Source organism: Xanthomonas sp. XNM01 (assembly GCF_014851915.1).
GTDB lineage: Bacteria > Pseudomonadota > Gammaproteobacteria > Xanthomonadales > Xanthomonadaceae > Pseudoxanthomonas.
On record NZ_JACVAP010000001.1, the window covers coordinates 1,494,562 to 1,518,040 of the forward strand.

Annotated in this window: 20 protein-coding genes; 7 read left to right on the forward strand and 13 right to left on the reverse strand. The window is 70.3% G+C overall.

What is annotated here, in order from left to right; translation table 11 throughout:
- Positions 1–4 precede the first annotated feature (4 nt).
- Both kdpA and IB242_RS20645 read right to left on the reverse strand, forming a co-directional pair.
- Positions 5–1,717, reverse strand: coding sequence for a potassium-transporting ATPase subunit KdpA (kdpA, locus tag IB242_RS06900; RefSeq protein ID WP_192277330.1), 1,713 nt, complete (start codon positions 1,715–1,717; stop codon positions 5–7).
- Entirely contained in the window at positions 1,710–1,844 is a 135-nt protein-coding gene (locus IB242_RS20645; protein ID WP_255523448.1) for a hypothetical protein, read from the reverse strand. The genes kdpA and IB242_RS20645 overlap by 8 nt, the downstream gene beginning before the upstream one ends.
- Positions 1,845–2,331: 487 nt before the next feature.
- On the opposite strand from IB242_RS20645, the gene IB242_RS06905 reads away from it, so the two are divergent.
- The 3 genes from IB242_RS06905 to IB242_RS06915 all read left to right on the forward strand — a co-directional run bounded on the left by IB242_RS06905 (position 2,332) and on the right by IB242_RS06915 (position 5,460).
- Positions 2,332–3,375, forward strand: a complete 1,044-nt coding sequence (locus tag IB242_RS06905) for a helix-turn-helix domain-containing protein (RefSeq protein WP_192277332.1) — start codon at positions 2,332–2,334, stop codon at positions 3,373–3,375.
- A gap of 133 nt (positions 3,376–3,508) precedes the next feature.
- A complete protein-coding gene (locus IB242_RS06910) occupies positions 3,509–4,681 on the forward strand; it encodes a nuclear transport factor 2 family protein (protein ID WP_192277334.1) in 1,173 nt (390 codons plus the stop codon).
- A gap of 335 nt (positions 4,682–5,016) precedes the next feature.
- A complete protein-coding gene (locus IB242_RS06915) occupies positions 5,017–5,460 on the forward strand; it encodes a Rid family hydrolase (RefSeq protein WP_192277336.1) in 444 nt (147 codons plus the stop codon).
- Positions 5,461–5,785: 325 nt separating this feature from the next.
- On the opposite strand, the gene glgX is transcribed toward IB242_RS06915, so the two are convergent.
- From glgX to IB242_RS06955, 8 genes are all read right to left on the reverse strand, one after another.
- Entirely contained in the window at positions 5,786–7,894 is a 2,109-nt protein-coding gene (gene glgX / locus IB242_RS06920) for a glycogen debranching protein GlgX (RefSeq protein ID WP_192277338.1), read from the reverse strand.
- Positions 7,881–8,075, reverse strand: a complete 195-nt coding sequence (locus tag IB242_RS06925; RefSeq protein WP_192277340.1) for a DUF2934 domain-containing protein — start codon at positions 8,073–8,075, stop codon at positions 7,881–7,883. The genes glgX and IB242_RS06925 overlap by 14 nt, the downstream gene beginning before the upstream one ends.
- A gap of 10 nt (positions 8,076–8,085) precedes the next feature.
- Positions 8,086–10,683 (reverse strand): malto-oligosyltrehalose synthase, encoded by a 2,598-nt coding sequence (gene treY / locus IB242_RS06930; RefSeq protein ID WP_192277342.1) that lies wholly within the window; start codon positions 10,681–10,683, stop codon positions 8,086–8,088.
- Positions 10,680–12,593, reverse strand: coding sequence for a 4-alpha-glucanotransferase (locus IB242_RS06935; protein WP_192277344.1), 1,914 nt, complete (start codon positions 12,591–12,593; stop codon positions 10,680–10,682). The genes treY and IB242_RS06935 overlap by 4 nt, the downstream gene beginning before the upstream one ends.
- Entirely contained in the window at positions 12,590–14,356 is a 1,767-nt protein-coding gene (treZ, locus tag IB242_RS06940; RefSeq protein WP_192277346.1) for a malto-oligosyltrehalose trehalohydrolase, read from the reverse strand. The genes IB242_RS06935 and treZ overlap by 4 nt, the downstream gene beginning before the upstream one ends.
- The gene (glgB, locus tag IB242_RS06945; protein ID WP_192277347.1) at positions 14,353–16,593 is read right to left on the reverse strand and encodes a 1,4-alpha-glucan branching protein GlgB; all 2,241 of its coding nucleotides are present in this window, start codon (positions 16,591–16,593) and stop codon (positions 14,353–14,355) included. Before glgB ends, treZ begins: the two co-directional genes overlap by 4 nt.
- Positions 16,590–18,128 (reverse strand): glycogen synthase GlgA, encoded by a 1,539-nt coding sequence (gene glgA, locus IB242_RS06950; RefSeq protein ID WP_343237107.1) that lies wholly within the window; start codon positions 18,126–18,128, stop codon positions 16,590–16,592. The genes glgB and glgA overlap by 4 nt, the downstream gene beginning before the upstream one ends.
- Before the next feature lie 419 nt (positions 18,129–18,547).
- A complete protein-coding gene (locus IB242_RS06955) occupies positions 18,548–19,321 on the reverse strand; it encodes a response regulator transcription factor (RefSeq protein WP_192277349.1) in 774 nt (257 codons plus the stop codon).
- A gap of 419 nt (positions 19,322–19,740) precedes the next feature.
- On the opposite strand from IB242_RS06955, the gene IB242_RS06960 reads away from it, so the two are divergent.
- Complete coding sequence (locus IB242_RS06960) at positions 19,741–19,953, forward strand: hypothetical protein (RefSeq protein WP_192277350.1); 213 nt, start codon at positions 19,741–19,743, stop codon at positions 19,951–19,953.
- A 48-nt stretch (positions 19,954–20,001) separates the two neighbouring features.
- On the opposite strand, the gene IB242_RS06965 is transcribed toward IB242_RS06960, so the two are convergent.
- Complete coding sequence (locus IB242_RS06965; RefSeq protein ID WP_192277788.1) at positions 20,002–20,280, reverse strand: hypothetical protein; 279 nt, start codon at positions 20,278–20,280, stop codon at positions 20,002–20,004.
- Between the two features lie 427 nt (positions 20,281–20,707).
- Between IB242_RS06965 and IB242_RS06970 the strand changes: the two genes are divergently transcribed.
- The 3 genes from IB242_RS06970 (at position 20,708) to IB242_RS06980 (ending at position 22,196) form a co-directional block, all read left to right on the forward strand.
- Entirely contained in the window at positions 20,708–21,511 is an 804-nt protein-coding gene (locus IB242_RS06970) for an alpha/beta fold hydrolase (RefSeq protein ID WP_192277351.1), read from the forward strand.
- 120 nt (positions 21,512–21,631) lie between these two features.
- A complete protein-coding gene (locus IB242_RS06975) occupies positions 21,632–21,991 on the forward strand; it encodes a hypothetical protein (RefSeq protein ID WP_192277812.1) in 360 nt (119 codons plus the stop codon).
- 13 nt (positions 21,992–22,004) lie between these two features.
- Positions 22,005–22,196, forward strand: coding sequence for a hypothetical protein (locus tag IB242_RS06980; RefSeq protein WP_192277352.1), 192 nt, complete (start codon positions 22,005–22,007; stop codon positions 22,194–22,196).
- Positions 22,197–22,259: 63 nt separating this feature from the next.
- Here IB242_RS06980 and IB242_RS06985 read toward each other — a convergent pair whose 3' ends face one another.
- Both IB242_RS06985 and IB242_RS06990 read right to left on the reverse strand, forming a co-directional pair.
- Complete coding sequence (locus tag IB242_RS06985) at positions 22,260–22,760, reverse strand: DUF892 family protein (RefSeq protein ID WP_192277353.1); 501 nt, start codon at positions 22,758–22,760, stop codon at positions 22,260–22,262.
- 477 nt (positions 22,761–23,237) lie between these two features.
- Positions 23,238–23,399, reverse strand: a complete 162-nt coding sequence (locus tag IB242_RS06990; RefSeq protein WP_192277354.1) for a hypothetical protein — start codon at positions 23,397–23,399, stop codon at positions 23,238–23,240.
- Positions 23,400–23,479 lie beyond the last annotated feature (80 nt).

The window sequence follows — 23,479 nt, forward strand, 5'->3', positions numbered from 1 at the left end:
GATCTCAGAAAGCGCCCGGCGCAAGGTGGTCGGCCAGCGCGCCGAGCACCAGCACGGGCAGGAACTGCAGCAGGGTCAGGATCACGACGATCGCAACCAGGGTCAGGGCGAAGGTCGGCGTCTCCACCTGGAGCGTGCCGGGACCTTCCGGTGCGGCACGCCTGGCACCGAGGCGCGCGGCGATGACCAGCGGCAGGATCAGCGCGGGGTAACGGCCCAGCGCCAGCGCCACCACGCAGCTCAGGTTCCACCACGCGCTCGCGTCGCCCAGACCCTCGAAGCCCGAGCCGTTGTTGGCGAAGGCCGAGGCGTACTCGTAGAACACCTGGCTGATGCCATGGAACGAGGGGTTGGAGGTGCCGGCAACCGACGGGAGCGCCAGCGTCGCGGCGGTGAACCCCAGCACGACCAGCGGTTGCAGCAGCACCAGCACGGCCAGCAGCTTCACTTCGCCGGCCTCGATCTTGCGGCCGAACAGTTCGGGCGTGCGCCCGGTCATCAACCCGGCCAGGAACACCGCCAGCAGCAGATACACCAGGAACTGCTGCAGTCCGCAGCCGACGCCGCCCCAGATCGCGTTGACCAGCATGTTGGCCATCGCGACCAGGCCGGTCAGCGGCGCGGCCGAGTCGTGCATCATGTTGACCGACCCGTTGTTGACCGAGGTGGTCAGCGCGGCCCACAGCGCGGACGACTCGGCACCGAAGCGCACCTCCTTGCCTTCCATCAGTGCGCTGTCCTGCGCGTCCGGCGACCAGGCTTCGGACCACATCGCCGCGGCCGTGGTCGCCAGCGACATCGCCAGCATGGTGCCGACCACCAGCGCGCTGAACTTCCGGCGGCCGGTGAACGGGCCGACCATGAAGGCCACTGCGACCGGAATCAGCACGATCGCCAGCATCTGGATCACGTTCGACAACGGCGTGGGATTCTCCAGCGGGACCGCGCTGTTGGGGCCGTACCAGCCGCCGCCGTTGCTGCCCAGCTGCTTGATCGCCACCATCGGCGCGACCGGGCCCAGCGGGATCTTCTGTGCCGCCATGCCCGTCTGCGCATCCACCGGCGTGGCCACCGGCCCGCCCTGCAGCGTGGCGGGCACGCCCTGCCAGGTCAGCAGCAGGGAGAACAGCAGGCACAGCGGCATCAGCAAGCGCACGGTGGGACGCAGGACGTCGGCCCAGTAGTTGCCGACGTCGATGCCGGCACCGTCGGGCTGGCCCGAGGTACCGCCAGCCGCCGGCATGCGTCCACCGAACAGGCCGCGCAGCGTCGCCGCCACCAGCGCCAGGCCCATCATCGGCGTGATCACCTGCAGGCCGACGATGCCGGTCATGTGCGACAGGAAGGACAGCTGCGCCTGGCCGGAGTAATGCTGCTGGTTGGTGTTGGTCAGGAAGGACACCATCGTGTGCAGCGCCAGGTCCCAGCGCATGTTCGGCGCACCGTTGGGATTGAGCGGCAGCCACGCCTGGGTCATCAGCACGGTCCAGACCAGCAGGCCGATGACCAGGTTGCTGAGCAGGAACGCGGCCACGTAGGTCTTCCAGCCCATGCCACGGGCCGGGTCGGTGCCGAGCAGGCGATAGAGCGGACGTTCGATCCAGCCGAACAGCCGGTCGCTCCGCATCGGCGCACCACGCATGATTGCCGCCAGGTAATGGCCCAGTGGCCAGCCGATCGCGATCGCCAGGCAGAAGACGACAAGGGCCTCAGCCATGGCGTCCTCCTTGAGTCTCGCCCACCGCACGGGCCTGGGCGTGTCGGGTCAGCAGCAGGAAGAGGACACCGGCACCGGCGAAGAGCCCCGCCAGCGTCAGCACAAGAAGAAGGAAGTCGATGGTCATGTGCGTGATCGTGGCGGACCCACTCCGCCGGTCACGCAAGTCTGGAAGCAGCCGCCGTAAAGGCTCCATCGGAACCGGCGGCCGGCGCGTAAACTCCGCGTAATCTGATGCTTGGGGACGTGCGGCAGTCAGGGCAGACTCCGGAGGCGTATCGGGTCGAGGTTCCGACGACGTGGACGCGCCCCCACCGTCAGTCGGTGTTCTCGGGCGCACCGCGCTGTCAGCGACCCGACGCTGCCCGCTGCCGCGGAAGGCGGCGCGCCGAGGCGCGAGCCCATGCTTTCTCCGCGACACCTGCTGACGCGACCGTGGCCGAGCGCCTTTGGTGAGGGCCAGCTAGCTGACGGGACGCTGTGCGTGGAGCCGTGGCGGCTCGCCACGTTCCCGCTGCCCCGCTGCCCCGCTGCCAGCGATGATCCGAAGCGGGCATACTGCCGAGCGCTGGCGCCAGCCAGAACTCCGATTCCCTGAGGGTGCCCACGCCCATATGCTCGGGTCCTATCTGCTGTTCTTCTTCGCCGGTCTGGGCGCCTTCAATGGCATCGCACTGTCCGTCTATCTGCTGACGCGACGGCCCCTCCGGCCGGCGCAGGCATGGCTGGCCGTCCTGGTGCTGATGCTGAGCCTGCGCACCGGGAAGTCGGTCCTGTTCTACTTCTGGCCCGACATTTCCAAGCTGGTGCTCCAGATCGGCCTGACCGCCTGCTTCTTCATCGGGGTCTGCCTGGTCGGTTTCGTCCGGGCCTGGGGCGATCCCGAGCGCCGGAAGACCCGGTACGACGCGATCGTCGCGCTGGGGCTGTTCGTGCTTGCGACCGCGTTCGGCCTGGCCTACCCCTATGCCGATCATGTCCGCCTGTGGGCCGGACCGGTCTGGGGCTTCATCCAGCTGGGATGGCTGGCGTGCCTGCTGGCGGCGACCGCGCTGTTCCTGCGCGCACCCGCGCAGGCGCGCGCCGACCGGGCCGCCGGCGCGCTGGCCGGCTCCCATGTCGCATCGGTGATCGCCGGCGTGGCGGTGATCTGGCTGGCATACGCCACGGCCGGGCTGACCTCGTACATCGTCGGCGCGCTGTCGTTCTCGATGGTCCTGTACCTGAGCATCAGCGTGGCGCTCGCCCGACGCAGGTCCCGCCCCGTCGCCGAGCCTTACCACGACCGGAAGATCGCCCAGGCGGACGCCGAGGCGCCGTTGCGCGCCCTGCGTGCGCTGATGGTCGACGAGTGCCTGTACAAGGACGCCGGCCTGACCCTGGCCAAGCTGGCGAGGCGCCTCAACATGCCTCCCGCACGGCTGTCGCAGCTGCTCAACGACAACCACAGGACGGCGTTCAAGCCGTATCTGGCAGGGATCCGGATCGAGGCGGCCAAACAACTGCTGCGCACCCAGGCCGCCGCCTCGATGGAGCAGGTCGCGGAGGCGTCCGGCTTCCTGTCCACCTCCACGTTCTACCGAAGCTTCAGCAAGGTCGAAGGAACCACGCCCGCCGCATGGCGGCAGGCCCAGCTGCGCGCGGCTGCCGGCTCCTGAAACGCGTTCCGCGAGTCGCAGAACACGCTTCACGCGATTGATCCACAAAGGAATTCCGCAGACTCCATGGCACCCATCCACTGGAATCCCCTTCGTGCCGAAACCGCTTTCCAGGCTCTCAACCGCGCGCCCCATGCCGCTGCGCGCACGTCTCATCGGATGGTTCGTCATCGCCTGCTCCGCCCTCCTGTCCGTCGCACCTGCGCAGGCCGCCCCCGCGGCCGATGGGCGCGCGATCGCCACGGTCATCCAGGACTATCTGGAGGGCAGTTCCTACAACCGGAACGACCAGCTCAGGCGCGCCTTCCATCCCGACGCGCGCCTGTACCTGAGCCAGGGGGCGGACGGCATGCGCGAGGTGGGCATCGCCGAGTACGCCGGCTGGTTCGGCAGGAACCCGGGGCAGCTCAACGGGCGTATCGGCCGCCTGCTCGGCATCCAGGTCGAAGGCAACATCGCCACCGCGAAAGCGGAGATCCTGGTGGCGCGGGACCAGGCGCGCTACGTCGACCTGTTCCTGCTGAAGAAGCTGGACGGACGCTGGCTGATCATCAGCAAGACCGCCACCCGCGAGACGGCGCCGACCCACGGCCGCCAGGTGCTGCTGGTGGTGTCCAGCGTGGACACGATGCCCGGCACCCGCCTCGCCGCCGGCAACAGCTTTTCCGAGCTGATCCATGCCTATGCCGGGTTCCGCGAGGCCGGCTACGGCGTGCAGTTCGTCAGTCCCGACGGCGGCGCCGTGCCGCTGGCCTACATCGACACCAGCAACCGCGAACACAAGGACAAGGTCTACGACGCCGACTTCATGTGGGCGCTGGCCAACACGCGCCGGCCCGACGAGGTGGACCCCGCCGGCTACGCCGCATTGATGTACATCGGCGGCAGCGCGGCGATGTACGGCGTTGCCGAACACACCGGCCTGCAGTCGCTGGCGGTGCGCATCTACGAGCAGCAGGGCGGCATCGTCTCGGCGGTCTGCCACGGCAGCGCGGGACTGGTGAACCTGACCCTGTCGGACGGCTCGGCGCTATTCGCCGGAAAGCGCGTCACCGGTTATCCCGACGCCTTCGAGGACATGAGCGCGGCCTACTACAGCACCTTCCCGTTCTCGATCGAACAACGCCTGCGTGAACGCGCGGGCCGGTTCAGCCATGGCGCCCGCGGCACATCGCACGTGGAAGCGGACGGCCGGCTCATTACCGGGATGAACTGGGAATCCACGCGCGGCGTGGTGGCCGCGATCATCCAGCGGCTGGACGCCGGCACCGGTGCGGATCGACACGCTCCAGGGTCCGGTGGCTGAACGGCCAGGACAACGCGGTTCGACCGCGTGGTGCGCGCCCTGACCCGTCCAGGCAGGGCCGCGCCGACGATCGCACCCGGCATCCGATGCCGCTGCTTTCCAGCGGGCCGCACCGGGTCATGCGCCCGGTGCGCGGCTTCACGCCGGCCCCGCCGGACGATCGAGCAACCGATCCGGCGCAGTTGCATCCATCACTACGCTCCGTGCGTTTGCGCCACCACAGGTACATGCGGCACTCCCGGCAACATGGCGGCGCGGCGCTGCTCCCTCTAACGGGGAATGCCAGCCGATGCCAGTGGCAGCAGAATTGCCGGGCACACAGGGAGCGCAACGTCATGAGTCAAGCAGAACGCCGCACCGCCAGCTTCGGCGTGCCGTGGGAGAGCGCCTACGGGTACGTCCAGGCTGTCAGGATCGACAACACGATCGTCGTGTCCGGGCAGCTGTCCCACACACCGGACGGCCATCTCGTCGCCCCTGCCCGGCTCGGCCCCGATGGAAAGCCGGCAGACTTTTCGACGATGGAGGCCCAGATGCAACGCACGTACGAGAACGCGCGGATCGTGCTGGCCGAACTGGGCGCGAGTCTCGCCGATGTCGTCGAGGAAACACTGTTCACCATCGACGTGCCGGCCGCGTTCGCAGCCAGTGGCAAGGTCCGGCCGGCCGTCTATGGACAGGCCATCCCGCAGGTGGCCAGCAATCTGATTGGCGTGTCGGCGCTGGCATTCCCGGAACAGCTGATCGAGATCACGTTCAGGGCAGAAGTGCGCAGTTGATCGACGCACCATCGCCGACCTCGACCGGATCGCCGTCGCAGCACCGCGCGTGTCCAGCGTCTGGGTATGCGTCGCCGCAAGCGCGTGCAGTCCACGGGCCGTTCGCCGACATCCCCACGGGGCGCCGACCGCCATTCCGGGTTCCGCCGGACAACACCCGGGGTGGCGGCGGTCCGCCGTCGCGCGGCGCGCAGCGCGGCTGGTCGCGCATGCAGCGTTCGAGGCTGCTCGACCGGGCCGGCACTGCGGCCTTGCGCAGCGCTCGCCCGCTCTTCCTGCAGGGCGAGGGCCTGTCCGCGACCGGCGGTCGAGCGCCCGCGACGGGCTAGCCGGCGAGCACCACCAGGCTCTTGGGCTGCAGGATCCAGCGGCCATCCTCATCCGCGCTCGGCTCCCCGTCCATCGTGCTCAGCAGCAGGCGCCGTGCGTCGGCCAGCTCCGCAGGCAGCTGGAAGACTTCCTCGCCATTGCCGGCATTGAGCAGCACGACCAGGCCGACGCCGCCTGCCGACTGGCGCAGGCCGCTGGTGGGCGCATGGCCGTCCAGGGTGATCATCAGGGCACGGCGCTGTGGATCGTGCCAGTCCTCCGGCTGCATGTCCGCGCCATCGGCACGCCGCCAGGTGATGTCGCGCAGGCCGCGCGCGCGGTCGTACTCGCCCTGGAAGAAGCGTTGCCGGCGCAACTGCGGGTAGCGCCGCCGCAGCTTGAGCAGCCGCCGCACGAACGACGACTGCCGCTGCGCCGGTGCGTCGCCGGCCTTTTCCCAGTCCAGCCAGGTCAGTTCGTTGTCCTGGCAGTAGGTGTTGTTGTTGCCCTGCTGGCTGTGGCCGAACTCGTCGCCGGCCAGCAGCATCGGCGTGCCCTGCGACAGCAGCAGCGTGGCCAGCAGGTTGCGCATCTGCCGCTGGCGCAGCGCGATGATGCCGGCATCGTCGGTCTCGCCTTCGGCGCCATGGTTGTAGGAGATGTTGTTGTCGCTGCCGTCGCGCCCGTCCTCGCCATTGGCCAGGTTGTGCTTGCCGTCGTAGCTGACCAGGTCGTGCAGGGTGAAGCCGTCGTGCGCGGTGATGAAGTTCACCGAGGCATGCGGCTTGCGGCCGTGGTGGTCGAACAGGTCGGCCGATCCGGTGAAACGGGTGGCGAACTCCGGCAGCTGCCCGTCGTCGCCGCGCCAGAGCGCACGCACGTTGTCGCGGTACTTGTCGTTCCACTCCGCCCAGCCGGGTGCGAAGTTGCCCAGCTGGTAGCCGCCCGGACCGATGTCCCACGGCTCGGCGATCAGCTTGACCTGGCTCAGCAGCGGGTCCTGCCGGACCGCGTCGAGAAAGCTGCAGGACGGATCGAATCCGTGCAGTTCGCGGCCGAGGATCGTCGCCAGGTCGAAGCGGAAGCCGTCGACCCGCATCGCGCGCACCCAGTAGCGCAGCGAGTCCATCACCATGCGCAGCGCGCCGGCGTTGGTCAGGTCGAAGGTGTTGCCGGTGCCGGTGTCGTTGATGTAATAGCGCCGGTTTTCGGCAAGGCGGTAGTAGCTGGCGTTGTCGATGCCCTTGAACGACAGCGTCGGCCCCAGTTCGTTGCCTTCGGCGGTGTGGTTGTAGACCACGTCCAGCAGCACTTCCAGCCCGGCGTCGTGCATCCGCGCGACCATCTGCTTGAACTCGGCCACCGTGTCCAGCGACAGGTAGCGCGACTGCGGCGCGAAGAAGCCGATGGTGTTGTAGCCCCAGTAGTTGCGCAGGCCCTTCTCCAGCAGGTGCTGGTCGTCGACGTAGGCATGCACCGGCAGCAGCTCGATCGCGGTCACGCCCAGGCACTTGAGGTGGCCGACGATGGCGTCGTGCTTGAGCGCGGAGAACGTGCCGCGCTGGGCCTCGGGGATCTGCGGGTGGCGCATGGTCAGGCCACGCACGTGGGCCTCGTAGATCACCGTGCGGTCCCATGGCGTGGCCGGCGCGCGCTCCTCGCCCCAGGTGAAGGCCGGGTCGATCACCGCGCACTTGGGCATGTACGGCGCGCTGTCGCGCCGGTCGAAGCTCAGGTCGGCATCGCGGTGGCCGATGGTGTAGCCGAACAGGTGCGGCGCCCACTTGAGCTGGCCGACGATCTGCTTGGCGTACGGATCGAGCAGCAGCTTGTTCGGGTTGAACCGGTGGCCGGCATCGGGCGCGTACGGACCATGCACGCGGTAGCCGTAGCGCTGGCCGGGACGCGCGTCGGGCAGGTAGCCGTGCCAGATCTCGTCGGTGTACTCGGGCAGCGCGATGCGCTCGACCTCGCGGCCGCGCTCGTCGAACAGGCACAGCTCCACCCTGGTGGCATGCCGGGAGTACAGGGCGAAGTTGACGCCCAGTCCATCCCAGGTCGCACCGAGCGGATACGGACGGCCTTCGCTGATCCGCGACTGCTGGCTCCACTTACGGCTGGCCATGCGCCGCCTCCGTGCCCGGTGCGGGGCGTCCGTCGTTCAACGCCGCCGAGGCGATTTCCGCATCGACCAGGCGCTCGGCCATGCCCCAGTGACGCAGTTCCTGGCCGTCCGGCCGTCCTTCCGCTTCCCAGATCTGCCGCGCCAGTTCGCGCGTCCGTGCCTGCCGTTCACTGTGTTCCATGGTGTCTCGCTCAGAGGGTGGCCCATACCGCGATGGGGGATCGTGCAAACAGGGTCGAGGTCGCCACGCGGCGGCCGCCGGTCAACGGAGGCACGCTGTCGTTGAGCAGGTTGCGCCACGTGCCGCGCGGCAGCGGGACCTCATGGCCCTCGCCATCGCCCAGCGGCAGCAGCAGGCCATCGCCGTGGGCGTCGGGCAGCGGCGCGTCCAGCAGAGCGCCCACCCACAGCTGCGCGTCGCCTCCGCTGCGGCGGAACGACAGCAACGGTCCGGACACGGTCCGGAGCGCATCCACCGGCAGGTAGTCGCCGGCGAACAGCGCCGGGTGCTTCGCGCGGACGGCGAGCAGGCGCGCGATCAGCCGCGTCTTGACGGCGCCGTCCTGCCACTGCCGCAGCAGATCGTCCCAGCCACGCGCGTCGTCCAGCCAGGCGCGTCGCCGCCGGTAGTCGACCGGCCGCCGGTTGTCCGGGTCGACCAGGCTCAGGTCCCAGCCTTCGCTGCCCTGGTAGAGGTCGGGCACGCCCGGGCAGGTGAGCTTCAACAGCGTCTGGACCAGGCCGTTGCGGGCGCCGGAGACGCCCAGCTCGGCCGCCGCATCGGCCAGCGCGGCGCGCAGCGCGCCGGCCTCGCCGGTGGCCAGCGCGACCAGCGCATCGCTGCCCTGCTCCACCCGGGTATCGGGGTCGGTCCAGCTGCTGGCCTGCTTGCCTTCGCGCAGTGCCTTGGTGGCCCACTGGCGCATGCGATCGTCATGGGCGTCATCGGCCGCGCCGCCCTGCAGGGGCCAGGCGGCGACCAGGCTCTGCCACAGCATCGCGCGGAACCACGCCGGCACCGCCTCGCCCAGCGGCGCCGGGACGTGACGTTCGAAGCGCTCGACCTGGGCCGCCCACCAGTCCGGTCGGCGCGACAGCACGGCCATCCGCGCCCGCGTGTCCTCGCCACGCTTGTGGTCGTGGGTGGCGGTGGCCAGCAGCGCCAGCGGATGCCGCTCCGCACGTTCCAGACAGGCACGGTGGAAACCGTCGCCATCCAGCGCGAAGTGCGCCGGATGGCTGCCGACCTCGTTGCGCGACAGCAGCACGCCGTGGCGGTAGAACGTGGTGTCCTCCACCGCCTTGGCATTGAGCGGGGCGGTGAGCTGTTCGACGCTGGTGCGGAAGCGCTGCGGCGCGTCGCGTCCCGGCTTCGATGCGATGGCGGTATCGCCGGAGAGCCAGCCACCGATCGCCTGCAGCGCCAGCCGCTCGCCCGGGCCCAGCGTGGCCAGCGCCGCAGCACAGGCCTGATCGAGCCGGTGGCGGTCAGCGGGATCGAGCCCGGCGGCGGTGGCATAGGTCCGATAGACCGGGAAGTGCATGCACAGCGCGAACAGGGCCCGTGCCCACATCTGCACGCTGAGGTCGGCGGTGGCTGGCGCGGCGGCCGCGAGTGGCAGCAGCCGGCGCAGGCTGCGGTCGAATTCGGCCTGCAGCGCGCCGCGCAGGATGTCGGCGCGGGCCTCGCGCTCGATGCGCCCGGCATCGGCCTCACCTCCCGCCCGCGTCCACAGCGACGCGAGTGGTGCTTCGCCGGCCGGATCGTGCAGCAGCGCGCCGACCTGGTCCATGAAGTCGTAGCCGGTGGTGCCATGGCATGGCCACCGTGCCGGCAGGGTCTCGTCCGGTGCGAGGATCTTCTCCACGTACAGCAGCGCCTCGCCCGCGGCCAGTCCACGCCGGGCACCGGCCGCATCCAGCGCCCGGCGCAGGCGCTGCACGTAGCCGGACGGATCGGTGAGGCCATCGACATGGTCCACGCGCACGCCGTCGATCACGCCTTCGGCCAGCAGCCGCAGCGGCAGCGCGTGCACCGCGCGGAACACATCGGCCCGCTCGCAGCGCAACGCGACCAGCGAGGTGATGTCGAAGAAGCGCCGGTAGTTGCAGCGGTCGTTGCCGGCCCGCCACCAGATCAGCCGGTAATGCTGGCGCTCGAGCAGTGCCTGCAGCGCGCCGTCTCCGCGACGGGTGCCGGCGTTGATCGCCGCCGCCCACGACTGCGCACCCGCGCCGCGCGGGGCGCGCACGCTGCCGGGCGCCAGTGGAAACACCTGATCGTGATGACGCATCATCCAGCCGCCGGCGTCATCACCCTCCAGCCGCAGCAGCCCGTCGGCGATGGCCTGTTCCAGCGGCCGGTCCAGCACCGGCAGCAGCAGCCTGCCGCCGGCACCGGGGGCGTCCCAGTCGACATCGAACCACGCGCCATGCCGGCCGTCGCGGCCGTGCCGCAGCAGGTCCATCCACCACGCGTTGCCGGGATGGGCGGCCATGTGGTTCGGCACGATGTCCAGCAGCAGGCCCAGCCCGTGCGCACGTGCCGCATCGGACAGCGCACGCAGTGCCGTTTCGCCGCCCAGCTCGGGGTTCACCCGGGTCGGGTCGATGTTGTCGTACCCATGGGTCGAACCCGGCACCGCGCAGCCGACCGGCGAGAGGTACAGGTGGCTGACACCCAGCCGCGCGTGGTAGTCGACCTGCAGCGCCGCATCGTCCAGGGTGAATCCTGCGTGCAACTGCAGGCGTGCGGTGGCGCGTGGCGCGATGCGTGCTGCCGTGCTCATGCGCGCGCGCCCGGACGGCCATCAGCGAACGCCAGCAGCGCGGCATCCAGCGGCGCCTCCGGCAACGGCTGCGGCAGTCGACGCCGCCAGTTGGGATGGCCGTCGACGGTGCCCGGCAGGTTCGGCTGTTCGCGCAGGCCCAGCGCATCCTCGGCCGGCAACAACGCCAGCCGCGCCGGCGAGGCCGAGGTGAAGCGCAGCGCGTCCTGCTGCGTATCGCCGCTGTCGACGCCGGCCGCGGCCATCGCCTCCTTCAGGCGGGCGATGTCACGCGCACGCCGGCTGTCGGCCGCGGGCTCGGCGGTCTTCAGGCATTCGCGCCAGGCCAGGTCGCGGCCATCGAGCCAGCCATGCGTGGTCGGCAGGTCGTGGGTGGTGGTGGTGGCCACCGCGTGCCCGCGCCAGCGCTGCGGCGGCAGGAACGCGCCGTGCTCGTCGCGGGTGAACTGCAGCACGTCGATGCCCAGCACGCCGCGCTCGGCCAGCTGCGCGCGGATGCCCGGCGGCACCACCCCGAGGTCCTCGCCGATGACGATGCAGCGGTGCCGCCACGACTCCAGCGCCAGCAGGTTGAGCAGATCCTCCAGCGGGTAGCGCAGGTACACGCCCTGCCCTGCGCCTGCGCCCTGCGGCAGCACCCACAGCCGCTGCAGGCCGAGGATGTGGTCGATCCGGACCCCGCCGCGGTCCTGCATCACCGCGCGCAGCAGCGCGATGAACGGCGCGAAGCCCGTGGCGCGCAGGCCGGCCGGCGAATAGCCGCCGATGCCCCAGGCCTGGCCCTTGGCGTTGAACGCATCCGGCGGCGCGCCCAGTTCCAGGCCGCGCAGCACGGCCTGCGGCCAGGCAGCCGCCTCTGCGCCCTGCGGATCGAAACCGACCGCCAGATCGGCGATCAGGCCGATGCGCATGCCCTGCGCGTGCGCCTGCTGCTGGCAATGCCGCCAGCAGCGCCGCGCCAGCCACTGGCCGAACAGCTGCAGCGCATCGCCTTCGGGTGTGTCGCGGCCGGCGAAGGCGGCGAAATCGCGCAGCGTGTCCGGCGCCTCGGCGGCGAAGCGCAGGTAGTCGTCGTGCAGCTCGGCCGACAGCGCCGGCAACGCCATCCGCAGGCGGTCTATCCAGGCCCACTTGGCCGGACGCGCGCGCGTCCAGTCGACCAGGTCCATCGCCTGCAGGCGCGCCAGCTCCAGTTCCAGTTCCGGCGCGCTCGCCAGCACCTGGCGCGCAGCGTCGCCGAACAGCTGCACCGGCGACGCCTGCAGCGGATCGAGAAAACGCCGGTCGCTGGGCGAGTACGGGCTGAAATGGCGCATGCCCTCGATCGTGGCGTGCACCGGACTCAACGCCAGCGCCTGCCCACCACGCGCGGCGGTGCGCTGCAGCCAGTGCGTCACCCCCTGCGTGTCGCCGATGCCGCCGTCGCCATCGCCGCGCGCCGAATACACCTGCAGCGAAGTGCCCCAGGTGCGCGCATCGGCATCGTCGAGCGCATCGGCCACGCCGAAGCAGTGCCGGGGAGCGACTGCGACCTGCCAGCTGCGCCCCTGCGCATGCAGGCGCCAGTAGCCCGGAAGCACGGGCGCGCGCAGATGGCCGTCCGGGTCATGCAGGCCCCCGGTCTCCTGGCCGTCCTCGCGCTCCCAGCGGCATCCGCCGGCTGGCAGGGACAGGGTGAGCGTCGCACCGGCCTGCACCGTCAGCAACGCCGGTGCGCTGTCCAGCGACGCCAGCCGCTGCAGGCTGTCGCTGCACTGCGCCGGGGTCGCCGCGGGCAGGTCCATCGCGTCGAGCACCGCCAGCAGGGTGTCGTCGGCGACGCGCTGGGCGCGCGAGGCCACATCGGTCCAGTGCCGGGACAGGCCCGCGGCCTCGGCCACGGTGTCGAGCGACGCAGGCGGCAGGCTCATGCGTGGCCGACCCAGCGCACCCGCAGGCTGTCCGGCGCCAGGCTGTCGGCGTGGCCGTCGTCGCCGACCGCGAACAGGTCCGGTGCCGGTGGCAGGCCATGCGCGACGGCACCGTCGCCCAGGTTGAACGCCAGCCACCACTCGCCATCGGCCATGCGCCACCCTGCGCGGATCGCCTTGTCGCCGATGGCCTGCGCGCCCAGAGGCAGCGCCGAGCCGAGCCGCGGCACCAGCATGCGCGTACGCAGCGTCAGCAGCCGCCCGAACCACTGCAGCCAGGCCTGCGCCTCGGCATCGTCGATGTCCGGCCACGGTGCATGCGAGGCCTCGAAGGTGGCCGTCGCGTTCGGGTCGGGAATGCTCACGCGCGCCTGCGGATCGGCGAAGGCGGCGAACTGGGCGAACTCGCGGCGTCGCCCTTCCCGCACGGCCTCGTCCAGCGGCGGGCCGAAATCGGTGAAGAACAGGAACGGTTCACGCGCGGCCCATGGCTCGCCCATGAAGAACAGCGGCACCATCGGCGTCAGCGCGGTCAGCGCGGTGGCCACGCGCAGGCGCGCATCGGAGACCAGCACCGACAGGCGCTCGCCGCGGGCGCGGTTGCCGATCTGGTCGTGGTTCTGCGCGAACACCACGAAGCGCTCGGGTGGCAGGTCCGCGCTCGGCTCGCCGCGGGCGCGGCCGCGCGGCGTGGTCTCGCCCTGCCAGGCGAAGCCCTGGCCCAGCACCCGGGCCAGGTGCGCGGTGGCCTGCGGTGCGTAGTCGCCGTAGTAGGCCTCGTCCTCGCCGGTCAGCAACACGTGCAGCGCGTTGTGGAAATCGTCGTTCCACTGTGCGGTGAACCCCTGGCGCAGCAGCGAGGCCTGGTTGTGCTCGTTCTCCAGGACAAGATGCACCTGCCGGCCAGGCGGCATCGCCGCGGCGATCGCCTCATGCAGCTGGCGCAGGAACGCGGCCGGCTGGATCGCGTGCACCGCATCCAGGCGCAGCCCGTCGAAGCGGTAGTCGCGCAGCCACATCAGCGCGTTGTCGATGAAGTAGCGCTGCACCGCCGGCTGCTCGAAGTCGATCGCGTCGCCCCAGGGCGTCGGCGTTCCGGTCCGGAAGAACGGCGACGCATAACGCCCCAGATGATTTCCATCCGGCCCGAAGTGGTTGTAGACCACGTCCAGCAGGACCATCAGGCCGAGGCCATGCGCATCGTCGACCAGCGCCTTCAGGTCGTCCGGCGTGCCGTAGGCCTGCGCCGGCGCATACGGCAGCGCGCCGTCGTAGCCCCAGTTGCGGCTGCCGGGAAACTGGGCCAGCGGCATCAGTTCCACCGCGGTGAAGCCCAGTTCCGCCAGCCGCGGCAGCAGCGCACGCACGCCCGCATACCCCCCGCAGGCACCCACATGCAGTTCGTAGATCACCGCTTCGTGCCAGGGCCGGCCCTGCCAGTGCGTGTGCCGCCAGGCATGGCCATCGTCCGCGACCAGCGCGCTGGGACCATGCAGGCCATCGGGCTGCCAGCGCGACGCCGGGTCCGGCACCATGACCTCGCCGTCGATCCGGTAGCGGTAGCAGGCGCCGGCCTGCGCGGTGGTGTCCACGCTGTGGAAGCCGTCGCCTTCGGGCGCCATCGGCAGCACGCGGTGGTCGGCGTCGCGGTCGTCCAGCACCAGTTCGACGCGGGTCGCATCAGGCGCCCACAGGCGGAACCGCCAGCGCCCGTCCCCGCTTTCCCATGCGCCCAGGGCCCGCGTCGCCGGCATCGTGCTCATGGGTCGATCTGCAGATAGAGCGTGGCCAGCGGCGGCAGGGTCAGCGCCAGCGACTGCGCATGGCCGTGCATCGGCTGCGCCTGGGTCAGCAGGATGCCGGCATTGCCGATGTCGCTGCCGCCGTAGTGGCGGCTGTCGGTGTTGAGCAGCTCGCGCCAGCGCCCGGCCAGCGGCACGCCGACGCGGTAGCCGTGGCGCGGCAACGGCGTCAGGTTGGTCACCGCCAGCAGCGACGGCGTCGCCCCGGTGGGGTCGTGGCGGAGGAAGGCCAGCACGCTGTTGTGCGCATCGTCGGCCACGCTCCAGTCGAAGCTGCGCTCGTCGCGCTCGCCGCGATGCAGCGCAGGCTGCGCGCGCAGCATCCGGTTGAGGTCGCCGACCAGCCGCGCCAGGCCGTCGTTGCGCGGCTGCCGGGCCTGCTCCCAGTCCAGCGCCGCGTCGTGGTTCCACTCGCCGGACTGGCCGAACTCGCCGCCCATGAACAGCAGTTTGCTGCCCGGGTGCGCCCACATCAGAGCCAGGTAGGCACGCAGGTTGGCGAAGCGCTGCCACTCGTCGCCCGGCATCTTCCCCAGCAGCGAGCGCTTGCCGTGCACCACCTCGTCGTGCGACAGCGGCAGCACGAACTGTTCGGCGAAGGCGTACACCAGGCCGAACGTCATCTCGCTGTGGTGGAAGCCGCGATGCACCGGGTCGCGCTGCATGTGCTGCAGCGTGTCGTGCATCCAGCCCATGTTCCATTTGTGGGTGAAGCCCAGGCCGCCCTCCTCCACCGGCGCGGTCACGCCCGGCCAGGCGGTGGATTCCTCGGCGATCAGCATCACGTCGGGGAAGCGCTGGCGGATCTGCCCGTTCATCCGGCGCAGGAAGGCGATCGCCTGCAGGTTCTCGCGTCCGCCGTGCTCGTTGGGGATCCACTCGCCTTCGGCGCGGCTGTAGTCGCGGTAGAGCATCGAGGCGACCGCATCCACGCGCAGGCCATCGATGTGGAAGCGCTCGATCCACTCCAGCGCGCTGCCGATCAGGAACCCGGCCACCTCGTTGCGGCCGTAGTTGTAGATCGCGGTGTGCCAGTCGCGATGAAAGCCTTCGCGCGGATCTTCGTGCTCGTACAGCGCGGTGCCGTCGAAGCGCAGCAGACCGTGCGCGTCGGTCGGGAAATGCGCGCTGACCCAGTCCAGGATCACGCCGATGCCGGCCTGGTGGCAGCGGTCGACGAAGCGTGCGAACGCCTCGGGCGATCCATGCCGCGCGGTCGGCGCGTAGATGCCCAGTGGCTGGTAGCCCCACGAACCGCCGAACGGATATTCGCTGATCGGCAGCAGTTCGATGTGGGTGAAGCCCAGCGCGGCCACGTGCGGGATCAGCTGATCGGCCAGTTCGTCCCAGTCCAGCGAACGCCCGTCCGGATGCCGGCGCCACGAACCGGCATGGACCTCGTAGATCGACAGCGGCCGCGCTTCCTGCGTCGCCCGCTGCGCGATCCAGGCCGCGTCGTGCCAGGCGAAGGGCGTGTCGTCGGCCACGCGCGAGGCGGTGGACGGCGGGTGCTCGCACTGGCGCGCGTACGGATCGGCCTTGTGGGGCTGACGGCTGCCGTCGGCCGCGGTGATCTCGAACTTGTACAGCGCGCCCGCATGCAGCCGCGGCAGGAACAGCTCCCAGACGCCGGCGTCGTGACGCAGCCGCATCGGATGGCGACGGCCATCCCAGCCATTGAAGTCGCCGACCACCGCGACGCGGCGCGCGTTCGGCGCCCACACCGCGAAGCGCACGCCGTCCACGCCTTCGACCCGGCAGCGATGCGCACCGAGCGCATGGCGGCAGGCCTCGCCGTCGCCGGCCGCGATCGCGTGCAGGGTAGCGGCATCGAGCACGGGCCCGAAGCCGTAGGCGTCCTCGACCTCCTCCACCGCGCCGTTGCGGTCGATGCGCAGCTGGTGCGCGCCGGCGCCGTCGACCTCGGCCTCGAACACGCCGGGCGCGCCGGCCGGCCGCATCGGCTGCCAGGCGCGGTCCACGGACGCACGCCAGCGCACGGCATGCGCATCCGGCAGCAGTACCCGCAGGCGCCAGCGTCCGTCGAGGCCGCGGTGCGGCCCGAGCCACGCGAACGCGTCGCCCGGCTGGCCGTCGGCCAGCGCCTGCAGGGCGGCATCGGATCCGGTGTCGCTCACCTGGCCGGCGGGCGGGCCGGTGTCCCCGTCATGCGGCAGCACCACGGCTCCCTCGGTCATGCCTCCACTCCCTGCGCCTGCCGGTACAGGTCCAGGTACTGCCCGCCCGCGGCCTCCCAGCCGCTGGGGCGCAGCATCGCCGCGCGCCGCATCGCGTCCAGCAGCGCCGGCATGCGGAAGGTGCGGATCGCGCGCTGCAGGCAGCGGCGCATCGCGTCGGCGTCGGCACCGTGGAACAGGAAGCCGGTCACGCCGTCGTCGACGGTGTCGATCAGGCCGCCGGTCGCATGCGCGATCGGCAGGCAGCCGAAGCGTTGCGCGTACATCTGGCTCAGCCCGCAGGGCTCGAAACGCGACGGCATCAGCAGGAAGTCGGCGCCGGCGAACATCCGCCGCGCCAGCGCCTCCTCGAAGCCGATGTAGGCACCGACCGCACCGGGGTAACGCCGCTTCAGCGCGGCCACCTGCGCCTCCACCTGCGGCTCGCCGCCGCCGATGATCACGATCTGGCCGCCGGCGGCCACGATCTGCGGTGCGACCTCGCAGGTGATGTCCAGGCCCTTCTGGTGGACCAGCCGCGACACCACTGCGAACAGCGGACCGCCGTTGTCGGGAAGGCCGAACGCGCGGCGCACATGGGCCGCGTTGGCGCGCTTGCCCTCCTGGCGGTTGACGCTGAAATGCGCCGGCAGGTAGCGGTCGGAACCCGGGTCCCAGCTGGCGTCGATGCCGTTGACGATGCCGCTCAGGTGCCCGCGTGCGGCGCGCGCGGCCAGCAGCTGGTCCAGCCCGCAGCCGTCTTCCGGCGCGGTGATCTGCATCGCATAGCTGACACTGACCGTATTGATCCGCGTGGCATGCAGGATGCCCGCCTTCAGGAACGACAGGCGCCCGTGGAAATCCAGCTCGCGCCGGTGCGCCTCTGGCACGCCGATCGCCGCCGCCATCCCCATCGGAAACAGGCCCTGGTAGGCGAGGTTGTGGATGGTCAGCAGGCTGGGCGTGCGCACGCCGTGCCAGTGCAGGTAGGCGGCGGCCAGCGATCCGGGCCAGTCGTTGAGGTGCAGCAGCCGCGGCGTCCAGTCCAGGCCGCACTCGTCGGCGGCGATGCGCGCGGCGGCATGGGCCAGCGTGGCGAAGCGCAGGCCGTTGTCCTCCCACTCGGTGCCGCTGCCATCGACGTAAGGCGAACCGGCGCGCTCGAACAGCGCCGGCGAAAGCAGCACGTACACCGGCAGGCCATCCTCCAGGTGGGTCAGGCCGATCCGGCAGGCCGGCATCCGCGCATGCGCGGCGACCTCGCCGACGATGCTCATGCGCTTCACCCGGGACAGCACCTCGCGGTAGCCGGGGATCAGCACCCGCACGTCGCAGCGCTGGCGCAGCGCCCGCGGCAGCGCCGCGGCGACGTCCCCCAGGCCGCCCGCCTTCACGTAATCGGCCATCTCCGACACCACGAACAGCACCCGGCCGGTATCCGCGTGCGTGTACGGACGCGGCGGCTGCATCGGCCGGCGGATGAAGCGGCCGCGCGCATCGCGCGCCGGCGGTGGCACGCGCAGGTCGCGGGCGGTGTGGAGGTGGATCGATCCCAGCTCGGCAGGAACGGCAGACATCGTGGACGCCCGTTTTCTCTAGGGTGAAGGACACCGTCGCCGCAGCGCCCGGTGGGGCGCTGCGACACTGGTGAGAAAGGAGGTCGACGCAGATCGTGGGGGACTTGCGTGGCTTCGGATGGAATCTACAACGCAGTCAAATAAATGATGCGTGAATTATCCAAGTCGATTTGGCGTCATCCCTCGAAGCGTGCGCGGCGGCCGTTCCGTGCAGCGCGCCAACGGCCTTTCCGGACGGGCGAGGACTGCATATTGAATGGTTCAGATGCAGCAACGGGCGCCACGTGGGCGCCCGTTGCGGACAGCGCGATGGGAGGGGAATCCCACGGCCCTCGCGCCGATCGCGTTCGCCCGCATCGGTATCGATGCGGGCATCGCTCTCAGCGCCAGTCCCGCACTCAGGCCGGTGCCAGAGCCTCGCTGTCGCGCGTCGACGCGCTGGAACCGCCGCCCTGCTCCAGGCTCAGCGGGGCGCTCATGTCGGCGATGCGATAGCCCGCGGCCTGCACGGTGTGCAGCAGCGGCTGGTCGAAGTCGCGGTCGATGGTCTTGCGCAGGTTGTACAGGTGGCTGCGCAGGGTGTCCGAGTCCGGCAGGCTGTTGCCCCAGATCTCGCGCTCGATCTCCTGCCGGCTGACCACCCGCGGCGACTCGCGCATCAGGATGTGCAGCAGCTTCATGCCGATCGGCGACGGCTGCACTTCCTTGCCGCCGCGGGTCACGCGCAGGCTGGCCGGGTCGAAGGCCAGGTCGGCGATCTGCAGGATCTCCGCACCGACCTCGCGCCGCTCGCGGCGGATCAGGGCGCGCAGGCGGGCTTCCAGCTCCTGTGGGGCGAACGGCTTGGTCAGGTAGTCGTCGGCGCCGGCTTCCAGGCCGGCGAGCTTGTCGTCCAGCGTGTCGCGGGCGGTCAGCAGGATCACCGGGGTGGAATTGCGCGCGTCGGTCCGCAACCGGCGGCAGACTTCGAACCCGTCCTGCCGCGGCAGCATGCCGTCGAGCACGATGGCGTCGTATCCCGACTCGGTCGCCAGGCGGTAGCCTTCGAGCCCGTCGCCGGCATAGTCGACCTCGAACCCGCGGCTTTCCAGATACGCGCCCAGCCCTTCGGCGATCGCCCGGTTGTCCTCGACGATCAGCACCAGCCCCGACGTCTGCTTGCCCTGCCTCATGACACGCTCTCCTGTGATGGATCAAACCCGCGCAGTGTCGCCAACGACGGCGTGCGCGATGCGTGAACGCCGCAGGCGACGCCTGTGCCGGGCGCACGGGCCTGCGCGATGCATGACGCCGCGCACACAACCACCCCACGCGCCACGGATCCGCCTCCGCGGTCGTGCTCTGCGTCGGATGATGAGGTGGCGGCCGGTACCGCATGCGTTCCGCCGCGTCACGGTGCGTATGCGGTCGGCACCGGCGCGTCACGCAAGACCGCGCACCGCATCACGTCATCAGGCGATGTAGGAAACCACCTACCGCCCCGCCGGCAGATGTCCGATGCAGACCGGCGCCGGACGGCAGCATGATCGACCGCGGGCGCCGCGGACATGACGTCCAGGTGCGCCCGCCATCCACTTCAGGAGAGACAATGATGAAGGGAACCCTGCTTGGCGTCGCGCTGGCGCTGGGATCGCTGCTGATGCTTCCCGCTGGCGCCGCCTCGGCCTCGCCGCCCGGGCCGTGTGTCGAGGGCGATTACCTGCAGATCAGCACGGGCATGTACGGCTACATCGCCTACGGCTGCTCCGCAAACGAATGGTTTTACCTGTATACCTGCAACGAGTCCGGCTACTGCTACATCTGACCACCCATCGGACACCGGACAAGACCCCTCCGCGGAGGGGTCTTCGCATTACCGGGGTCCGCGTTTCGACGCACGACGCCGGTGCCGTGCGGTCACCACCTGGCCGACGATGGCCGTGACCAGGATGCAGCTGTTGGTCACGATGAACACCCAGTCGCCGACGAGCGCGCTGTAGGCCACGAAACCCGTCGATGCCGCGATCTGGCCGATGAACAGCCAGCGCGAGACGCCCTTTGCCGTCGCATCCTTCGCCTGGGTCGCGATCTGGCGGATCAGCGTCGCCAGCAGGATGGCCGAGGCGGCCCAGCCCAGTACCTCAGGAGGCATGGCCGGCTCCGGCACGGTTCGACCGTCCCATCCGCGCGAGCGACGCCAACCGACCGGACATGCGGGCGCGCGCGTCTGCCGCGTTGGCCGGCGACGAAGACAGTGAAGCCAAGCCCGCCCCGACACCACCATCGAAGAGGACAGCGCCCGTCAGTGCACCGGCACGCGACAGCCGCGTTGGCGACGTCATGCACGCAGCCACGCCGGCCGCGCGCGCCATCGATGGCCGGATCCGCCCGGCGTACCGCACCTCCCTGCATCCCCGCCCGATCTCCATCTGTCTTCCGCTCCACCAGAACCCGGGCCGAGCATCTGCACCGCCAGGTGAAGCCATCGCGATATGCGGGCGCGATTCCGCACGCATGACGGCATCCGCGACGCGCGTGCGTTCACGCCGGCATGCAGGGCTGCATGGGATCCCTCCAGCATGGACGATCACCTGCCCCCTCACTTCTCGACCTGCAGCATCGGCGACACTGCGTTGCAGGCCGACATGCTGCAACCGCCGCGCCCGGGCGCGCTGTTCCTGCATGGCTGGGACGGCGCGCGCAGCGACATGCACGGCCCCATGTGCGAGGCCGCCGCGCGTGGTTTCAGGTGCGTGGCGCCCGATCTGCGCGGGCACGGCCGCAGCCGCGCCCAGCGCCCGGAGGTGACGCTACGCCAGATGCTCGACGACACCGTCGAGGCTCATGACCTGCTGTTGGCCGCGGCCGGGGTGGAGTCGGACGCGCTGGCCGTGATCGGGACCAGCGTCGGCGGATGGCTGGCGGCGGTGTTGTCCGGCATGCGTCCGGTGCGCTGGCTGGCGCTGCGTGTGCCGGCCCTGTACCCGGATGCCTGGTGGGACATCCCGAAGGACGCCTTCGACCGCGACGCGTTGACCGCCTATCGCGAACGCGGCCCGGTCGCCACCACCGACCGCGCACTCCACGCCTGCGCCCGTTTCGAGGGCGACGTGCTGCTGGTCTGGTCGGGGCGCGACGGGGTGCTGCCGCGCTGCGTGGCCGACAGCTATCAGCTGGCGTTTCCCCGCGCCGCATCGCTGGTCATCCGCGAGCTGCCCGAGGCGGACCATGCGCTGAGCGATCCGCTGCAGCAGGAGCGGTACCGCCGGCTGCTGGGCGATTGGCTCGGCGAGGGACTGTTGCACCGGATGGAGGCACGCGCCACCGGGACGCATCCGGGCGGACGAAACGACGCGACATGTCCACGCTCGCGTGGCGGATGAATGGAATCGAAGGGTGGGCCGCATCCGGCGTCGGGCACGACAGCCGCGGCGCGTTTATTGATGCCCGGCTGACGCGGCGCGCCCCATTGTCGGAACTCCCCACAGATGGAGACGCCGGACATGGAACAGGACCGCAAGGATCCCCCGATCAACCCTCGACACCGGGACGAACGCCGCAGGGACGCCCCTCCCGCCAGTGCCGACCGGCTGGCACGCAACCACGACGAAGCGCTGGAGGAAACCTTCCCGGCCAGCGACCCCATCTCACCGTTCGTGCCGGCACGCGCCCCGGACGATGATGAGGCCGGCGCTGCCGGTCGCACCGATGCCCAGAACACCGGCTACAACCAGCATGGACACGGCAAGGGCGGGAAAGCCGGCCTGGGTGAGCCCGACGGCGTGCCCGAGCGCGACGGCAGCACCCAACCCAACTTCGGCCAGGCAGGATCCCATGGCAAGGATCCGGATGCCGGCCGCTGACGAGGAGACGACCATGGGACGCGGCACATTGCCCTTCAACCCGACCGCCGACGTGGACGACCAGTCCAAGGCGCACACGCCAGACAAGCTGCGCAACGACAAGGCGCACTGGAAGGAAAAGGACATGCCGGACGATGATTCCGACGTGCATCCGGACGACTACGAGCGGCCGCCCAATCCGGGCGGCCGCGGCGGCACGAAATGACGTCCTGACGCGTGGGGATGGCCGGCCACGGCGCCGTGGCCGGCCATCGCCGCATCGGCGCGATCAGGCGGCCTGTGCGGCCGCTTCTTCGTTGCCGCCCTGCTCGGCCAGCTGGGTCAGCTTGCCGTCGGTGGCCTTCTCCTCTTCCAGCGTTTCCAGGATCAGCGGCAGCGCGTCGGTGTAGTTCAGCTGCTTGGCCAGGGCAGCGAGCGTGCCGTACGCGGCGATCTCGTAATGCTCGACCTTCTGCGCGCCGCCGATCAGCGCAGCGTCGCGCAGCGGACCCTCGGCGATGGAGTCGATGATTTCCTTGCCCTCCTCGACCAGGCCTTCCATCGCCGCGCACTTGATGCGCTTGAGCTTGATGCCCAGCACCTCGACGATCTGGTCGATCCGCTCGATCTGGCCGTTGGTTTCCTCGAGGTGGGCGGTGAACGCCTCCGACAGCATCGGATTGGCCGCGGCGCGGGCCAGCCGCGGCAACGCCTTGGTCAGCTGCTTCTCGGCGCTGTAGATGTCGGACAGCTCGTGCACGAACAGGTCTTCGATGGTCTTGATTGCCACGGTGTTCTCCTGCTTCCAAGAATGGGGTTGAACGGGACGGGCGGCGCGTCGACGACGCGTTTCCGCACCTTCACCAGTAGTACGTCCGCGCCGGTGATCCGTGCGTTGAAAAACGCCCGTGCGTTGCGATGCACGCGGGTCGGTCGGGGCAGTTCAGCATTCGTTCGCGACCGCAACGCGCGGCGGCAGCGGGACGCATCTGGCCGGCATGCGTTCCAGCGGGGCCGGTCGGCGCGACCTCAGCACGCCGGCCACTCCAGCGGTCTGTGGAAACAGTCGCCGTGTGGATGTGGTTCGATCGGGTCGACGCCGATGCCGTGTCGGCATGGTTGAGCGTCGCAGCGCCATCCGCCGGCTCGGGTCTGCAGCGTGGACGGGGTGGCATGGCGATGCGGGTGATCGCCGGGCGACACGTCCCGCGTCGATTCCAATGAAAAGGGGCCTCGCCGAGGCCCCTGTCCAATGCATGCAGACCACTCAGCGCTGCTGGCGATCCTGTTCCTTCTGTTCGTTCTGGGGGTTCCTCTGCTCCTGGTCCTGCTGGTTCTGCTGGTTCTGCTTACGGCTGTTCTGGTTCTCGTTGTCGCGCTCGTTCTGATTGTTCTGGGTGGGGCTCTGGTTTTCGTTCTGGTTGGCCATGTCCGTGATCTCCTGGATCCAGCGACGCAGGTGCCGCTGGTGGATCGACAGTGCACGCCGTCCCGTTAGCAACGAACGCT

Excerpts from the sequence above, each read along its gene's own strand:
- IB242_RS06980 (WP_192277352.1), top strand. The coding sequence starts at position 22,005 with ATGGGACGCGGCACATTGCCCTTCAACCCGACCGCCGACGTGGACGAC.
- kdpA (WP_192277330.1), bottom strand. The coding sequence starts at position 1,717 with ATGGCTGAGGCCCTTGTCGTCTTCTGCCTGGCGATCGCGATCGGCTGG.
- IB242_RS06990 (WP_192277354.1), bottom strand. The coding sequence starts at position 23,399 with ATGGCCAACCAGAACGAAAACCAGAGCCCCACCCAGAACAATCAGAAC.
- IB242_RS06935 (WP_192277344.1), bottom strand. The coding sequence starts at position 12,593 with ATGAGCCTGCCGCCTGCGTCGCTCGACACCGTGGCCGAGGCCGCGGGC.
- IB242_RS06960 (WP_192277350.1), top strand. The coding sequence starts at position 19,741 with ATGAAGGGAACCCTGCTTGGCGTCGCGCTGGCGCTGGGATCGCTGCTG.
- glgB (WP_192277347.1), bottom strand. The coding sequence starts at position 16,593 with ATGACCGAGGGAGCCGTGGTGCTGCCGCATGACGGGGACACCGGCCCG.
- IB242_RS06965 (WP_192277788.1), bottom strand. The coding sequence starts at position 20,280 with ATGCCTCCTGAGGTACTGGGCTGGGCCGCCTCGGCCATCCTGCTGGCG.
- IB242_RS06910 (WP_192277334.1), top strand. The coding sequence starts at position 3,509 with ATGCCGCTGCGCGCACGTCTCATCGGATGGTTCGTCATCGCCTGCTCC.
- IB242_RS20645 (WP_255523448.1), bottom strand. The coding sequence starts at position 1,844 with ATGACCATCGACTTCCTTCTTCTTGTGCTGACGCTGGCGGGGCTCTTC.
- IB242_RS06905 (WP_192277332.1), top strand. The coding sequence starts at position 2,332 with ATGCTCGGGTCCTATCTGCTGTTCTTCTTCGCCGGTCTGGGCGCCTTC.
- IB242_RS06975 (WP_192277812.1), top strand. The coding sequence starts at position 21,632 with ATGGAACAGGACCGCAAGGATCCCCCGATCAACCCTCGACACCGGGAC.
- treY (WP_192277342.1), bottom strand. The coding sequence starts at position 10,683 with ATGAGCACGGCAGCACGCATCGCGCCACGCGCCACCGCACGCCTGCAG.
- glgX (WP_192277338.1), bottom strand. The coding sequence starts at position 7,894 with ATGGCCAGCCGTAAGTGGAGCCAGCAGTCGCGGATCAGCGAAGGCCGT.
- IB242_RS06925 (WP_192277340.1), bottom strand. The coding sequence starts at position 8,075 with ATGGAACACAGTGAACGGCAGGCACGGACGCGCGAACTGGCGCGGCAG.
- IB242_RS06955 (WP_192277349.1), bottom strand. The coding sequence starts at position 19,321 with ATGAGGCAGGGCAAGCAGACGTCGGGGCTGGTGCTGATCGTCGAGGAC.
- IB242_RS06915 (WP_192277336.1), top strand. The coding sequence starts at position 5,017 with ATGAGTCAAGCAGAACGCCGCACCGCCAGCTTCGGCGTGCCGTGGGAG.
- treZ (WP_192277346.1), bottom strand. The coding sequence starts at position 14,356 with ATGAGCACGATGCCGGCGACGCGGGCCCTGGGCGCATGGGAAAGCGGG.
- IB242_RS06970 (WP_192277351.1), top strand. The coding sequence starts at position 20,708 with ATGGACGATCACCTGCCCCCTCACTTCTCGACCTGCAGCATCGGCGAC.